Source organism: Streptomyces sp. NPDC056479 (assembly GCF_042795335.1).
Lineage (GTDB): Bacteria > Actinomycetota > Actinomycetes > Streptomycetales > Streptomycetaceae > Streptomyces.
Map to the genome: position 1 here is coordinate 157840 of NZ_JBHTRZ010000008.1, position 15465 is coordinate 173304.

Here is a 15465-nt window from a genome sequence, read left to right on the forward strand (position 1 = left end):
CGGAATCGCGCACCACAGCCTCCCCCGGCTCCCCCGGCAGTGGCACCGGGCCGATCGGCCCTGGATTCGAGCCCGAGGGTGCCGGAAGCTCGGGGCCGCGAATCAGCGGTAGGGAGGCGGGACGAGGCGCAGTCCGCGTCCTTGCGCTTCGGGGTGCTCGGTCCAATGCGTGCCTGGCGCGGCGAGACACAGCTGGCCACCGGTTCCCCCCAGCAACGCGCCTTGCTCGCGGCCCTGTTGCTGCGCGAGGGCCGCACCGCCACCGCGGCGGAGCTGATCGACGCCCTGTGGGGCGAGGATCCGCCCTCGCAGGCGCTGGCGGCAGTACGGACGTATGCCTCCCGGCTGCGCAAGGTGCTGGGCACCGAGGTCCTGGTCAGCGAGTCGGGCGGCTACGCGGTACAGGGCCTGGCCGAGGGCGCGTTGGACCTGGCGGTGGCGCAGGACCTGGCGACGCAGGCGGAGCGGGCTGCGGCGACCGGGGATCTGGTCCACGCACGGCAGGCGCTGAACACGGCTCTGGCCCTGTGGGAAGGAGAGGCGCTGGCGGGCGTATCGGGCCCCTACGCGGAGACACAGCGGACGCGATTGGAGGAGTGGCGCCTGCAACTCCTGGAATTCCGCCTGGACATGGACCTGGAGCAGGGCTGTCACGCGGAGGCGGTCTCGGAGCTGACCGCGCTGACGGCGGCACACCCGCTGCGTGAGCGGCTGCGCGAGCTCCTGATGCTGGCGCTGTACCGCAGCGGCCGCCAGGCGGAGGCACTGGCTGTGTACGCCGACACCAGGCGGATGCTGTACGAGGAGCTGGGCGTGGACCCGCGCCCGGATCTGCGGGAGCTGCAACAGCGGATCCTGCAGGCGGACCCCGGCCTCGCCGAACCATCGGCGCCGGCGGCCGAGGCAGCGGCCGTTCCGGTGCGCCCGGCCCAACTTCCGGCCGACGTACCTGACTTCACGGGACGTTCGGCCTTTGTGCGCGAGCTGAGCGAGTTGCTGGAGTCCACCTCCGGCACCCAGGGCCGGGTGATGGCCGTGTCGGCGCTGGCCGGCATCGGCGGGGTAGGCAAGACGACGCTCGCGGTGCACGTTGCACACCGGACGAGGGCCGCCTTCCCGGACGGGCAACTGTACGTCGACCTGCAAGGCTCGGGCGCGAGGGCGGCCGATCCGGAGACGGTCCTCGGCTCGTTCCTGCGCGCTCTCGGGACGGCGGACTCGGCGATCCCCGACTCGCTTCAGGAGCGGGCGGCGCTCTACCGTTCGATCCTGGACGGCCGCCGGGTCCTGGTCCTGCTGGACAACGCCAAGGACGCCACCCAGGTACGCCCGCTGCTGCCGGGCACGGACGGCTGTGCGGCGCTGGTGACGTCCCGGGCGCGCATGGTCGACCTGGCAGGTGCTCATCTCGTGGACCTGGACGTGATGTCCCCGGACGAGGCACTGTCCCTGTTCGCAAGGATCGTGGGCGAGGGGCGAGTGGCACCCGAGCGGGAGGCCGCGCTGGACGTGGTCGCGGCGTGCGGCTTCCTGCCTCTGGCGATCCGCATCGCGGCGTCCCGGCTGGCGGCCCGCCGCACCTGGACGGTGTCGGTGCTGGCGGCCAAGCTCGCGGACGGACGCCGTCGCCTGGACGAACTCCAGGCCGGCGATCTCGCGGTGAAGGCGACGTTCGAACTCGGATACGGGGCGTTGGCCACCTCGCACGCCCGTGCCTTTCGCCTGCTGGGTCTGGCCGACGGCCCCGACATCTCGCTGGCGGCCGCAGCGGCAATGCTGGACCTGCCCGCGGAGGACACCGAGGACCTGCTGGAAGACCTCGCCGACACCTCCCTGCTCGAGTCCGCGGCGCCCGGCCGCTACCGCTTTCACGACCTCACACGGCTCTACGCCCGCGCCTGTGCCGAGCGGGACGAGCAGCCGCCGAGCGCTCGGGATGCCGCCCTGTCCCGGCTGCTCGACTTCTATCTGGCCACCGCAGCGGAGGTCTACGCGATCGAGCGGCCCGGAGACCGGCTGGTGAACGACCTGGGGCCCACCGCGCGCCCGGGGTTGAGGTTCGCCACCGAGTCCGCGGCCCTGGACTGGTTGTACTCCGAGGCCGACTGCCTGCTGACCTGCGTACAACAGGCGGTCGGCACGGACCGGATACGGCCCGCGGTCGACCTGCTGTGGGCGGCGAAAGACCTCAGTGAGTCCGGGGCCAACTCCCATCAGTTCGAAAGGACCGCGAGGGCGATATGCGAGGCTGCCGGCGCTGCCGGTGATGTCAGGGCCGAAGGCAGGGCACGCACGATCCTGGCCGATGTCCTGCTCGATGCCGGCCACATCGAGCGGGCGGAGGAACAGGCACGACTCGCCGCCGTACTCGTCAGCTTGGGGCAGGACGCCACGGCCGTCAGCTGGGTGGCCAACAACCGGGGCCTCATCCGTCTGCGCCAGGGCCGGCACGCGGACGCCAAGGCGTTCTTCATCCAGGCGATCGAGGGGTTCCGCGCACTCGGCAACCGTCCCTTCGAAGCAGCCGTCCTGGGCAACCTCTCGCAAGCCCATCTGGGCATGGACGACATCGCCAACGCGGTCGAGATCGCCGGCCGCAGCCTCGCGGCGCAGGCCGAATTCGGCCGCACGGTACGTCTCGCCACCAGCCACTATGTCGTGGGCATCGCCCTCACCAAGGCCGAGCGGTATGGCGAGGCCCTGGAGCAGTTCGTCGAGGCCCTGTCCATCTTCGTCGACCACCGACAGCGGCTCTGGGAGGGAACGACACACTTCCGGATCGCCGAAACCCATCTGGCCGCCCACCGCCCGGCGCAGGCCGCCCAGCACGCCGAACAGGCCCTCGCCCTGGGCTGCATCGGCGGCGACCCCATGCGGGGCAACGTGCTGACGGTCCTCGGGAAGGCGCTCAGCGAGTTGGGGCAGGTGGACCGGGCCACGGCTTGCTGGCGTGACGCTCTCAGCCTCTTCGAGGAGACAGGGAGGGCGGAAGCCGACGAAGTCCGCGCCCTGATCACACCCAGACTCTGGACGGCCTGACCACCGCACCGACCCGGCACCTTCCGTGGGCGTGGGTTTCGGTCACATCTTCGTCGCCCCCGCCGCCAGATCCCGCAGAAAGTGCCGCGCCCCGAGCAGGAACACGATGATCAGCGGCACGACGCTCATCAACGCCCCGGCCATCACGAGCGCGTAGTCCGCGTTGTACAGGACGTTGAGGTTCGCCAGGGCGACCTGGAGGGTGACCTTGTCCGGGTTGATCATGACGACCAGCGGCCAGATGTAGTCGTTCCAGAGGCCGATGAAGGTGAAGATGCCGAGGAAGGCGAGGGCCGGGCGGAACAGGGGCAGGGCGACCGTCCAGTACAGCCGGAAGAACCCGGCGCCGTCGATGCGCCCCGCGTCCAGCAGCTCGTCCGGCAGTGAGTTCTGGGCGTACTGACGCATCCAGAAGATCCCGAAGGCGTTGGCCGCACTGGGAATGATCAATGCCTTCAGCGAACCGGCCCACCCGAACTCGGCCATGGTGACGAACTGCGGCACCAGCGACAGCTGCGCGGGGATCATGTACGTCACCAGGAGCATGCCGAAGAGGAACTTCTTCCCCGGGAACTCGTATTTGGCGAAGGCGAATACCGCCAGCGAGTCGAAGAACAGCACCAGCGTGGTACCGGCCACGGCGACGACGATGGTGTTCCACAGCGAGCCGAAGAAGTCGACGGTGTCGAGCACCTTCGCCATGTTGTCCAGCAGATGCGGGCCCGGCACGAGTATGGGCGGGTAGCTGTAGATGTCCTCGGTGGTGCCGGAGGCCATCACCACCGGCCAGTAGGGGAGATTCGAGGTCCGTGAGCGTTCACGTGAACGTTGCCGACGAGTATCGAGGCAGCCGAAAACCAGTGTCAAGGGGCGTGCGCTTCCCCTGTGTTGACCGCTTGTGTTGACCGCTCGCGGTGACCGCCACGACGGCCGCGGCACGTCAGGCGGAGCCCCGCACCACCAGCTCGGGCACCACCCAGGCGTCGGCGCCGCCGATCGGCTCCTCGCCCGCCCGCAACCGCGCCACCTGCTCCACGGCCAGCCGCCCCAGTTTCCGCTTGTCGATGTGCAGGGTGGTGAGGGCCGGCTGGACCAACTCCCCCAGGGACAGCCCGTCGAAGCCCAGTACGGCCAGATCGCCCGGCACCGTCCGGCCACGGCGCCCGGCCGCGCGCATCGCGCCGACCGCGATCAGGTCGTTGAAGCCGAACACCGCGGTGATCTCGGGCCGCCCGTCCAGCAGCCGCTCCATGCCCTTCTCGCCGCCCGCCACACTGTGCTCGGGACACATGGCGACCCAGCCCTCGTCGACGGGCAGACCGTGCCGCCGGGCCTGCGCCAGGAAGGCGTGCCTCCTGGGGGCGGGACCGTGCACGCCGTCCAGCATGCCGATACGGCGGTGCCCGGCACGGACCAGGTGCGCCATGCCCCGTTCGATGCCGGCCGCGGCGTCGATGCCCACGGCCGCGAACCGCGTCCGCTCCGGGCCGCGTTCCAGCAGGACCAGCGGCACGCCACCGAGGTGCCGGGCGAGCACGTCGTCCGGGTTCTTGAAGTAGCCCACGACCGCGTCCGCCTGGTGGGAGAGCACGTCGAGCGCCTCCCGCTCACGCGCCTCGTCGGTCCGCGAGTCCCATACGACCACCTGCCAGCCGCGCTGCTCGGCGGCCTCCAGCACCCCGGCGGCCACCTCGGGGAAGAAGGGGTTCATCAGGTCCGGGATCACCAGCCCAGTCGTGACGGTCCCCTTCCGCACGAGCCCGCGCGCGAACCGGCTGGGCCGGTAGTCCAGCAGGCGGGCCGCCTCCAGGACACGCTCCTTGGTGCCCGGGTCGATCTCACCTTTGTCGTTCACCGCACGGGAGACCGTCTGACGCGACACTCCGGCCAGTTTGGCCACGTCGTGGATCGTGGCCCGGCGGCGGGGGCCGTCGGTACGGCCGAGACTCGGCTCCCGCTGCTCTTCGTCCGCCAACACGCTGAGCACTGTATCCGGCCAGATGGACGGCAGGGCAGGGCCCGGAACGCGAAGGGCCCCGGGCCCACCGGTGCAGGCGCCGTCCGACCTCCTAGAACAGCGCGCTGTAGGCGTTCAGCGCCGGCTGTCCGCCGAGGTGGGCATAGAGCACGGTCGACTCGCGCCCGATCTCCCCACGCCGGACCAGGTCGATCATCCCGGCCATCGACTTGCCCTCGTACACCGGATCGGTGACCATCCCCTCGGTCCGTGCGGCCAGCCGCATCGCGTCCAGGGTCGTCTCGCCCGGGATGCCGTACGTGCCCGCGTGGTAGCGCTCGTCGAGCTCGATGTCGGACTCGGTCAATTCGCGTTTGACGCCGATGAGTTGGCCGGTGCGGTGGGCGATGCGGGCGACCTGCTCACGGGTGCGGGCGGGCTCGGCCGAGGCGTCGATGCCGAGGACGCGGCGGGGGCCCGCGCCCGTCTCCTCCAGGGCGGCGAAGCCGGCGACCATGCCCGCCTGGGTGGAGCCGGTCACCGAGCAGACGATCACGGTGTCGAAGAAGACCCCCGACTTGCGCTCCTGCTCGGCGACTTCGTACGCCCAACGGGCGAAGCCGAGTCCGCCGAGCGGATGGTCTGAGGCGCCGGCCGGGATGGCGTACGGCTTGCCGCCCGACTCCTCCACGTCCCGCAGCGCCTGCTCCCAGCTCTCCTTGAAGCCGATCCCGAACCCGGCCCGCACCAGGCGCACATCGGCTCCGGCGAGGCGGCTGAGGAGGATGTTGCCGACCTTGTCGTAGACGGAGTCGGGCCAGTCCACCCAACTCTCCTGGATCAGCACGCACTTGAGACCGGCCCGGGCGGCCACCGCCGCGACCTGGCGGGTGTGGTTGGACTGCACACCGCCGATCGAGACGAGCGTGTCGCAGCCCTTCGCGAGCGCGTCGGCGACCAGGTACTCCAGTTTGCGGGTCTTGTTGCCGCCGTAGGCGACACCGGAGTTGCAGTCCTCGCGCTTGGCCCACAGGGAGGCGCCGCCGAGGTGGGCGGTCAGGCGTTCCAGGGGGTGGACCGGTGACGGGCCGAAGAGGAGGGGGTAGCGCTCGTACGAGGAGAGGGGCGAGGGAAGGGACATGGGGCGCCTCCAGAGCAGGGCTTTCGGGGTCGACCGGCCTCAGTCGGGGTCGGAGTCGGCCAGGTCGGCGAGCGTGCGCCAGATCTCCGCCGTGACGCGGACCGCCGCGTCCACGTCCCCGGCGGCACACGTCTCGATCAACCGCTCGTGCAGCCCGGCCGAACGGCAGGTCCCGCCCTCGCCGAAGCGCCGGCGCTCCAGGCGGCGGATGAGCGGGGTGTAGCGGGCGACGGTGGCGGCGGCCGCGCGATTGCCGCTCATCCTGACCAGGACGTCGTGCAGTTCGTCGTCGGCCCGCAGGGCGAGGTCGACCTGGCCGGCGGCGACGGCACGCGCGAAGCGCTCGTTGGCGGCGCACATGATCTCCAGGTCCGCGGCCGTCAGCCGGGGCACGGCGACCCGTGTCACCAGCTCGTGCATGGCGCCGACCACGGCGGCCGCGTCCCGTACGTCGGCGGCCACGACCGGGGTCACCCGCGTATAGCTCTGCGGCTTGCTCTCCAGCAGCCCCTCGTCCACGAGCCGCGAGAACGCCTCACGCACCGGCGCCCGGGACAGCCCCAGGCGCTCGGCGAGATCGGCGTCGCGTACCACCGCGCCGGGCTCTATCTCCCCGGCCACGATGGCGTCCCGGATCGCTGTGTAGGCCTGGTCCCTGAGCAGGGTCCGGCCCACGGGTCGTATCGCCTCCATGAACTGAAATGTTAGATGTCAGTCCAGCAACGGACAAGAGAGTGGCCCGCACTCCCCACGCGGTGCGGGCCACTCTCGTCCGAGGCGGATTCCGCCTCAGGCAGCCCAGGGCCAGTCGGCGTCCCGCGCGCCCTCCAGCAGCGGCACCATCCGGAAAGCCGCGTCGGACAGGCCGCCGAAGGTGTGCCGGTGGCCCGTGCCCGACGGGCCGTGGCCCGCCCGGTACCCGGCGAGGTTCCAGGTGTAGACCGGCACATCGGCCGGAACCTGCTCGGTCGGGTCGCCGTGACGGCTGGGCGCGTACTGCTCGTCGGTGACGATCAGCACCCGGTCGTGCTTCCGGTAGTGCCGGCGCACCGCCTCGGTGGTGTTCGTGCCGCCGAGGTCGCCGAAGCGCTCCAGCACCTTCAGCACCGACTCGCCCTTGCGGAAGGCGATCGCGTTGCTGTCGCTGCCGAACTGGACGAGATCCGCGTCCGCCGCCCGCAGCGCGAGCGCCGTGCCGAAGATCGCCGCCGCGTCGGCCCGGTTGAGCTCCGAGCGGTCGGACAGCCGCGACCAGAACATCGAGCCCGAGCGGTCGACGAGCACCAGCGTGCGGCCCGGCAGCCTCGGCACATTGGCCAGCGAGTGGCCGAGCGCCTGCTCCAGCGGGTACGCCCAGCGCAGCGAGGGCGCGTGCTGGTACGCGGCGAGGTACCGGAAGGGGAACTGCCGCGACCGTACGACCTGTGCCGGGTCGCTGATCCGCGCGGCGACCCGGGCCGCCACCTCGTCGCAGACACCGGCCTCGTCGAAGTTCCGCAGATTCCGTACGAGCGCCATGGCGCCCATCGACGGAATCACAGCCTCCCAGGCCTCCTTGTCCATCGGCCCCTGGAGCCAGCCCGCCAGCGCCTCCCAGGTCATCCCGGCCGCGGCGAGCCGCTCGGCACCGCCGTCCGACGTGACCACCGCACGCCGCTCCCCGACGGGCAGCGCCATCAGCTCGCGGTGTGCGGCCAGGGTGCGGTTCGAGGCGGGCGGCAGTGCGGTGTCCGGGTTGTGCCGGCGGTCGAGGGCGTACCGGAACAGCTCGCCCTGCCACGGCTTGTCCGGGTCCGGGGCCGCGTGCACCAGGTTGAGGATGTCGCCGAAGCGGTAGCCCTTGGACGCGGTGTCGTACTTCAGCAGCGACTTGCCGTTGTACAGACGCCGTACGGCGTCGGCGACTCCGCGCTTGACGGGCTTCGGGACGTTACGGCCGTACAGCGCCGTCCAGTACGCGAGCAGCTCGCCGGGCTCGTCCGGCCGCTGGAGCACGGAGGCGATGACCTGCCGGTTCGACGGGCCGTCGGTGGCCTGGGCCGCCAGGCGTGCCCGCACGTACTCGGCGGCGCCCACGATCGAGGCCGTACGGAGGTTGCCCTCGCCGCGCAGCCAGCCGAGCAGGCCGGCCGTCCACTCGGGGTCGGTGACTGCGAGCTCGCGCACGAGCCGTGCGAACCGGTCGTCGCGGTCGGGACCGGTCTCGTAGAAGGTCTGCTGCGAGACGAAGTTGGAGACCGACAGCAGGAAGAGCTCGGAGCGCGCGTCGCGCTCACGGCCGCGGCCGCCCTCGTAGGTGCGCAGCACCCGCCCCGTCGAGGTGACCCGCGAGGTCGGACGCGCCCTGGCGGCACGCGTGTTGAATCGCGCCATGGTGAATTCCCCCGAATTCATTCGTGTTTCGGAGGAAGGCGCAGCAAAAGATGGGTGCCCGAGATCAGGAGTCGGCGACGGACTTTAGCCTGGTGCTCTACCGAATTGAGCTACACCGACCCGAAGTCGATGACGGGATTCGAACCCGCAACCGCCAGATCCAATGAAGTAACCGTTGCCTGCGCACCGGGCACCCACCATGAGCTGCGCCTCCCGAGATCAAGTCGGCTGCGGCACGGGATTCTCTTGCAAAGAAGTAGCCGCTGCCATCGCACCGGGAGGTGCGTGACGTTGTGATCTCACTGTAGGAGGCGCAGCTCCGGCCAAGCGAACGAATTAATGGCCGGTGTCGGCGTATTACCGCCGCTGCCGCTTCCAGGGCCCGGTGATGGCGAGCATGATGCCGGGCGTCTGGATGTTGGCGTAGAGGGTCCGGCCGTCGCAGGAGAAGGTGACGCCGGTGAACTCGCTGTATTCCGGCTCCTCCGCGGTGCCGATGTTCAGCTCGTTGCGGGCGATGGGGTAGGTGCGGCCGCTGTCGGTGGCGCCGAACAGGTGCTGGATGCCCTCGCCGTCCTCGGCGATGACGAGGCCGCCGTACGGGGAGACGGTGATGTTGTCGGGGCCGTCGAAGGCGCCGTCCTTGGACGGGTCGGCGTTGACGCCGATCAGGACCTTCAGGGTGAGGGTGCGGCGCTTGGGGTCGTAGAACCAGACCGAGCCGTCGTGCGGCTGGCCGGGACTCTCCGCGCGGGCGAAGGAGGAGACGATGTACGTGCCGCCGTCACCCCACCACATGCCTTCGAGCTTGCGGGCGCGGGTGACCTGGCCGGCGGCGAACTGCTTGCGCACGGACGTCGTCTTCGCGTCGCGGTCGGGCACCTCGATCCAGTCGACGCCGTACACCGTGCCGATCTTGGTGGCGCGGGAGAGGTCGTCGACGAACTTGCCGCCGGAGTCGAAGCACTTGAAGGCGTGCAGCTTGCCCGCGTCGTCGGCGAGGGTGCGCAGCTTGCCGCGGCCGAGGTGGAAGTGCTCGGGCGGGGTCCAGCGGTAGAGCAGGCCGTTGGGGTTGGAGGCGTCCTCGGTGAGGTAGGCGTGTCCGCGCTTGGGGTCGATGACGACGGCCTCGTGGGCGTAGCGGCCGAACGCCTTGATGGGCTGGGGGTTCTTGTTGGCCCGGTGGTCGGCGGGGTCGACCTCGAAGACGTAGCCGTGGTCCTTGGTCATGCCGTTGGCGCCGGCCTTGTCCTCGGTCTCCTCGCAGGTGAGCCAGGTGTCCCAAGGGGTGCTGCCGCCCGCGCAGTTGGTGGCGGTGCCGGCGATGCCGACCCATTCGGCGACCCGGCCGTCGGGGCGCACCTCGACGACGGTGCAGCCGCCGGAGGCGGCCGGGTCGTAGACGAGGCCCTCGGTCAGCGGGACCGGGTGCGGCCACTGGGCGCGGGGGCCGCCGAGCTCGTGGTTGTTGACGAGCAGGGTGGTGCCGCGCGGGCCGTCGAAGGCGGCGGTGCCGTCGTGGTTGGAGGGGGTGAACTCGCCCGACTCCAGCTTGGTCCGGCCGCTGTAGGTGATGACGCGGTACTTGAATCCGGCGGGCAGCGCGAGGAGCCCCTTGGGGTCCGGGAGGAGCGGTCCGTAGCCGACACCGCCACCGTGGGCGTCCGCGGAGCCCTCGCTCGCGACATCGGACTCGGTGGACGCGAGCGCGTTCGGTGCGGTGGCGAGGACGCCGGCGCTGCCTGCCAGTGCCACACCGGTGACCGCGGATGTTCTGGCGAAGTCCCTGCGGGTGAGCGACATTGTGTCTCCTGTGACAGAGGGCGTGCCGTGGAGGGTGGCGGACTTCGAGACGGCGCAACAGTCCCGCGCACGCCTGAACGCCGGTTGAACAGCTCCCTAAGCGGCGCGGGACTCTGCCCATCTGCGGCTCCGCCGCGTGGGCGCGACCAGCCACACTCAACCCGCACCGCCAACAGACATCAACCCCCCTGCTGCGACCGCGCCTTAAAGGCAGCCTTCCGCGCTTCCTTCGCCACCTTCTTGTCCGGATGCAGCCGCCCCATCGCCTCCAGCACATCCGCCGCGGCCGGATGATCCACCCGCCAGGCCGCCGCGAAGAACCCGCTGTGCTGCGCGGCGAGCCCCTCCACCAGCGCCCTCAGCTCCTCGGAGTTCCCCTCGGCGGCCAGTTGCGCGGCGACGGTGTCGACGGTCAGCCAGAAGACCAGCTCCTGGGACGGCGCGGGCACGTCGGAGAACCCGGCCTCGGTCAGCCACACCCTGGCCAGCCCGCCCAGCTCCGGATCGTCGAGCACCTCCCGCAACGCGGGCTCGGCCTCAGCGCCCACCAGGGACAACGCCTGCTGGCAGCGCAGCCGCCGCAACGGCGCCCCGGCGTCCGCACCCCGTGCCGCGGCCAGCAACTCCCTTGCCGCGGCGAGGGGTTCGCGTCGGGCCAGCCACTGCTCGGTCTCGGTCTGCGCGGCGGCCTGCGGGAAGGCGGCCGTACCGTCGAGCAGTGCGTCGGCGCCCTTGTCCGCGAGTTCTCCGACCGCGGGCGCCTCGAATCCGGCCTCCAGCAGCCGTGCCCGCATCCCGTACAGCCCGAGCGGGGTGAGCCGCACCATGCCGTAGCGCGAGACATCGGTGTCGTCGACGCTCTCCGCCTCTTCCTCGGCGGCGCTCTCGACGTCCGCCATCAGCGCCTCGTCGACCGGCTGGTACTCCACCAGCCCGACCGGCTCCAGCACCCGGAACTGGTCGTCCAGTCGCATCATCGCGTCGGAGACCTGCTCCAGCACGTCGTTCGTGGGCTCGCCCATGTCGCTGGGCACGATCATCGACGCGGCGAGGGCCGGCAGCGGCACGGGGCCCTCGCCGGGACCGTCCTCACTGACCGTCAGCAGATAGAGGTTGCCGAGCACCCCGTCGAGGAACTCCGCCTCGGCCTCCGGGTCCCAGTCCAGCGAGGAGAGGTCGACCTCGCCCCCCTCGCCCATGGCGTCGACCAGGTCGTCGAGGTCGGGCACGCTCGCGTCGGCGAGCACCGTCTCCAGCGCGCCCAGCCACACCGCGAGCACGTCGTGCGGCGAACCGCCGGTCAGCTGCGCCAGGTCCGCGCCGGCCGCCACGGTGCCCGCCTCCTCGTCGACGACCTCGACCAGCCCGGTGTCCACGGCCACCCGCCAGGCCTCACCGGTGTACGCGGCGGCGTCGTCCCCGCTCAGTCCGAGCAGTTCCGCGGCAGCGGGCAGCTGCTCGTCGACGAGCCCTCCGCCGGCGTCGACCCGGGTGTCGGGTCCGGCCCAGCGGGCCAGTCGCGCGGCACGGGAGAGCAGCGGCGTGGACAGCGCGTCCCGCGCCAGTTCCGCTTCGGGGTGCAGCCGTACCGGTGGCAGGGGGGAGCTGTCTGACATCGGATGGTTCTCCTAGGGCGCTTGCATGGGCCGTACGCATCACGGCTCAGCCGCTCAGCCTAGACGGATTTCCACCCATGCCGCCCGGTTCATCTCCCCGTCGGTGGGCGTACATGGCCGAAACCTTGACAACTGGCCTGCCCAGGAATGAGATTACGCGCGTAGAAACTTGGCGGACATCTGTTCACTGTATTTTCTACGCGCGTTGCCGCCGCCCCACCGGCCGCGACCCCTCGTTCCACGTTCAACCCACGTACCACTCTCGTCCCGGCACCCACGTATGTCCCCGGAGGGATCCCGTTGCCGAGCAAGAAGTCCGCGCGTCTCGCCGCGCTCACCGTCGCCGCCGTCTGCTCCGCGGCGTCCACCGTCGTCCTGACGGCGCCCGCGCATGCCGACTCCATGCGCATCCATGACGTCCAGGGCAGTACCCGAATATCCCCGTACGCCGGCAAGCAGGTCACGGACGTGGCCGGAATCGTCACCGGCGTACGCACCTACGGGTCGTCCAGAGGCTTCTGGATCCAGGACCCGACCCCGGACGACAACCCGGCCACCAGCGAGGGCGTCTTCGTCTTCACCAGCTCCGCCCCGAAGGTCGCCCTCGGCGACTCGGTCCTGGTCTCGGGCACGGTCTCCGAGTACGTCCCGGGCGGCGCCTCGTCCGGCAACCAGTCGCTGACCGAGATCACCAAGCCGACGATCACCGTCGTCTCCAGCGGCAACGCCGTCCCGGCCGCCAAGGTGATCGACGCGAAGTCGGTGCCGGCCGCCTACAGCCCCGAGGGCGACACCGCCGCGAGCGGCTCGGTCAACGGCCTGGCCCTTCAGCCCGAGAAGTACGCCCTGGACTACTACGAGTCCCTGGAGGGCGAGAACGTCCAGGTCGCCGACACCCGCGTGGTGGGCGCCAGCGACCCGTACACCGAGCTCTGGGTCACGGTGAAGCCGCGGGAGCACCGCAACCACCGCGGTGGCACGGTCTACGGCTCCTACGACTCCCAGAACACCGGCCGGCTGCAGATCCAGTCGCTGGGCAAGGTGGCCGACTTCCCCGTCGCGAACGTCGGCGACGTCCTCCAGGGCGCCACGGCCGGTCCCCTCGACTACAACCAGTTCGGCGGCTACACCCTGGTCGCCAACCAGATCGGCACGCTCGAGAGCGCTGGTCTGAAGAGGGAGGCCACGCAGAAGCAGTCGCGCGGCGAGCTGGCGGTCGCCACGTACAACGTGGAGAACCTCGACCCGTCCGACGCCACGTTCGAGGAGCACGCCTCCGCGATCGTGAACAACCTGCAGTCACCCGACGTCGTGTCGCTGGAGGAGATCCAGGACAACAACGGCGCGACGAACGACGGCACGGTCGCCGCCGACCAGACGCTGGCCAAGCTGACCGACGCGATCGTCGCGGCGGGCGGCCCCCGGTACGACTGGCGCTCGATCGACCCGGTCAACAACGCCGACGGCGGTGAGCCGGGCGGCAACATCCGCCAGGTCTTCCTCTTCAACCCGGAGCGGGTCTCCTTCACCGACCGCGCGGGCGGCGACGCCACCACCGCCGCCGGTGTGACGAAGGTGCGCGGCAAGGCCGCCCTGACGGTCTCCCCCGGCCGGATCGACCCGGCGAACGCGGCCTTCACCAACAGCCGCAAGCCGCTCGTCGGCGAGTTCGTCTTCCGCGGCAAGACCGTCTTCGTGATCGCCAACCACCTCAACTCCAAGGGTGGCGACCAGGGTCTGACCGCGCAGTACCAGCCGCCGGCCCGCAGCTCCGAGGTGCAGCGCCACGCGCAGGCCACGGCGATCAACACCTTCGTCAAGGACATCCTCGACACGCAGAAGAACGCGGACGTGATCGCCCTCGGCGACATCAACGACTTCGAGTTCTCCGACACCGTGAAGATCCTCGAGGGTGACGGCGAGCTGTGGTCGGCGATCAAGTCGCTGCCGAGGAGCGAGCGTTACTCCTACGTCTACCAGGGCAACGCCCAGACGCTGGACCAGATCCTGGTCAGCCCGTCGATCCGGCGCGGCTGCGACTTCGAGTACGACAGCGTGCACGTCAACTCGGAGTTCAACGACCAGATCAGCGACCACGACCCGCAGGTGCTGCGGTTCCGCCCGTAACCTCCGGTGGTGCTCAGGGCTGGCTGAACACGCCGTTCAGCCAGCCCTTCCACATCTCCTCGTCCGCTTCGGCGTCGGCGCCCTGCGCGAAGTCGTGGACCGACATGCCGACCATGTGGCCCCAGTGGTTGCGGCCGAAGAAGCGGATGAGCGCGTCGTCCGTGCGCAGCCCGAGGAAGTACGGGTTGCGGAAGTCGACGACGGCGTCCAGGACCTGCCCCTCGGGACCGCGCACCTGCGCACGCGCTCCTTCCGCCGTGTCGTCGGCGAGGCCGAGCGCACGGCCCACGGTGACGAACGCGTCGGACGCCTTGGACGCCTCGGGTCCGTCGAAGGTGGCGAAGGCGGTGACCGGGCGGCCCCGGAAGCGGGTGAGGTACTGGCGCAGGGTGTGCAGATAGAACTCGGTGTGCCGGTTGGCGCCGTCGTACTGGTTGTCCCAGTCGTCGACGAAGATGCCGCTGTGCACGTAGCGCACCCAGGCGCGGCGGCCGTCGTCGCGCGGCTCGATGGTGTAGTCGAGCTGGTTGAGGGTCTGCTCGGAGATGCCCTCGACGTCCTCGACGCGGTTGGTGTAGTGGTGCGGCGGGTCCCAGGCGGTCACGGTGGACCCGAAGGGGCCCTTGCCGCCCTCGCGGGGCTCGGGGGCCTCCATCGGCCACAGCCAGCCGCCGGTACCGGCGGTCACGGCCTCCCACACCTCCTGAGGTGTGGCATCGACCTCGAACTCGCCGACGATCTCGAATTCCTTGGACATGGTGGGCTCCTGGGTACTACGGGTTGAGTTCCGGGGTTTCCGTCGTCTCCGGGGTGGCCGACGGGGGTTTGACCGTGGGGTGGACGGCGACGACGATCCGGTGATCGCGGCCGCCCTCGGCATCGGACGCGTCGTACTTGCGGATCAGCGCGCTCACTCCGGCCGTCAACTCCTCGATGAACGCCGCCCGTTCGGCGGCCGAGGCGAAGCGGACCTCGCCGTCCAGCGCGTAGGTCGCCAGCCGCTTGCGGGCCTTGGCCGCGCCGGTGATCAGCGACCCGACGTCCCGCACCAGGCGGGCGCCGAGCGCGAGCAGCCAGCGGGCCGAGAGCTGGTCGCGGAAGCGGTCCGGGTCCGGCTGTACGGAGGCGAGCGCGAGGGGCGAGATCACGTACGACGCGGCGGTCGCCCGCATCAGCCGCTCGGTGACGTTGCCCTTGCGGCGCTCACCGGCCAGCTCGACCAGGCCGTGCCGTTCCAGGGCCTTGAGGTGGTAGTTCACCTTCTGCCTGGGCAGCCCGACCTTGCCGGCCAGCATGGCGGCCGACGCGGGGCCGGCCGCCAGCTCGGCGAGCAGCCGGGCCCTTATGGGGTCCAGGGAGACGGCTGCGGCCTCGGGGTCCTCGATCACGGTGACGTCCAGCATGGCTCC

General features: G+C 70.7%; 11 protein-coding genes. 2 read left to right on the top strand and 9 right to left on the bottom strand.

Annotated features, from left to right (window positions below; translation table 11 throughout):
* The first annotated feature begins 60 nt into the window (after positions 1 to 60).
* Positions 61 to 3039 carry a BTAD domain-containing putative transcriptional regulator gene (locus ACFQ6S_RS29685; RefSeq protein ID WP_383417230.1) on the top strand — a complete coding sequence of 993 codons (2979 nt, stop codon included), beginning with the start codon at positions 61 to 63 and terminating at the stop codon, positions 3037 to 3039.
* Between the two features lie 42 nt (positions 3040 to 3081).
* Here ACFQ6S_RS29685 and ACFQ6S_RS29690 read toward each other — a convergent pair whose 3' ends face one another.
* The 7 genes from ACFQ6S_RS29690 to ACFQ6S_RS29720 all read right to left on the bottom strand — a co-directional run bounded on the left by ACFQ6S_RS29690 (position 3082) and on the right by ACFQ6S_RS29720 (position 11929).
* Positions 3082 to 3978 carry a carbohydrate ABC transporter permease gene (locus ACFQ6S_RS29690; RefSeq protein WP_383416294.1) on the bottom strand — a complete coding sequence of 299 codons (897 nt, stop codon included), beginning with the start codon at positions 3976 to 3978 and terminating at the stop codon, positions 3082 to 3084.
* A gap of 1 nt (position 3979) precedes the next feature.
* Entirely contained in the window at positions 3980 to 5026 is a 1047-nt protein-coding gene (locus ACFQ6S_RS29695; RefSeq protein ID WP_383416297.1) for a LacI family DNA-binding transcriptional regulator, read from the bottom strand.
* Positions 5027 to 5108: 82 nt separating this feature from the next.
* Positions 5109 to 6137, bottom strand: a complete 1029-nt coding sequence (locus ACFQ6S_RS29700; protein WP_383416299.1) for a 1-aminocyclopropane-1-carboxylate deaminase — start codon at positions 6135 to 6137, stop codon at positions 5109 to 5111.
* A 39-nt stretch (positions 6138 to 6176) separates the two neighbouring features.
* A complete protein-coding gene (locus ACFQ6S_RS29705) occupies positions 6177 to 6830 on the bottom strand; it encodes a GntR family transcriptional regulator (protein WP_383416301.1) in 654 nt (217 codons plus the stop codon).
* 96 nt (positions 6831 to 6926) lie between these two features.
* Positions 6927 to 8510: a TROVE domain-containing protein gene (locus ACFQ6S_RS29710; protein ID WP_383416303.1), complete on the bottom strand. Its 1584-nt coding sequence runs from the start codon at positions 8508 to 8510 to the stop codon at positions 6927 to 6929.
* A gap of 357 nt (positions 8511 to 8867) precedes the next feature.
* On the bottom strand, positions 8868 to 10313 hold the full coding sequence (locus ACFQ6S_RS29715; RefSeq protein WP_383416305.1) for an alkaline phosphatase PhoX: 1446 nt from the start codon (positions 10311 to 10313) through the stop codon (positions 8868 to 8870).
* A 179-nt stretch (positions 10314 to 10492) separates the two neighbouring features.
* Positions 10493 to 11929 (bottom strand): hypothetical protein, encoded by a 1437-nt coding sequence (locus ACFQ6S_RS29720; protein WP_383416307.1) that lies wholly within the window; start codon positions 11927 to 11929, stop codon positions 10493 to 10495.
* 300 nt (positions 11930 to 12229) lie between these two features.
* Between ACFQ6S_RS29720 and ACFQ6S_RS29725 the strand changes: the two genes are divergently transcribed.
* Positions 12230 to 14056, top strand: coding sequence for an endonuclease/exonuclease/phosphatase family protein (locus tag ACFQ6S_RS29725; RefSeq protein ID WP_383416308.1), 1827 nt, complete (start codon positions 12230 to 12232; stop codon positions 14054 to 14056).
* 13 nt (positions 14057 to 14069) lie between these two features.
* Here ACFQ6S_RS29725 and ACFQ6S_RS29730 read toward each other — a convergent pair whose 3' ends face one another.
* Together ACFQ6S_RS29730 and ACFQ6S_RS29735 are read right to left on the bottom strand one after the other, a co-directional pair.
* A complete protein-coding gene (locus ACFQ6S_RS29730; RefSeq protein ID WP_383416310.1) occupies positions 14070 to 14813 on the bottom strand; it encodes an SRPBCC domain-containing protein in 744 nt (247 codons plus the stop codon).
* A 16-nt stretch (positions 14814 to 14829) separates the two neighbouring features.
* On the bottom strand, positions 14830 to 15459 hold the full coding sequence (locus ACFQ6S_RS29735) for an ArsR/SmtB family transcription factor (protein ID WP_383416312.1): 630 nt from the start codon (positions 15457 to 15459) through the stop codon (positions 14830 to 14832).
* Positions 15460 to 15465 lie beyond the last annotated feature (6 nt).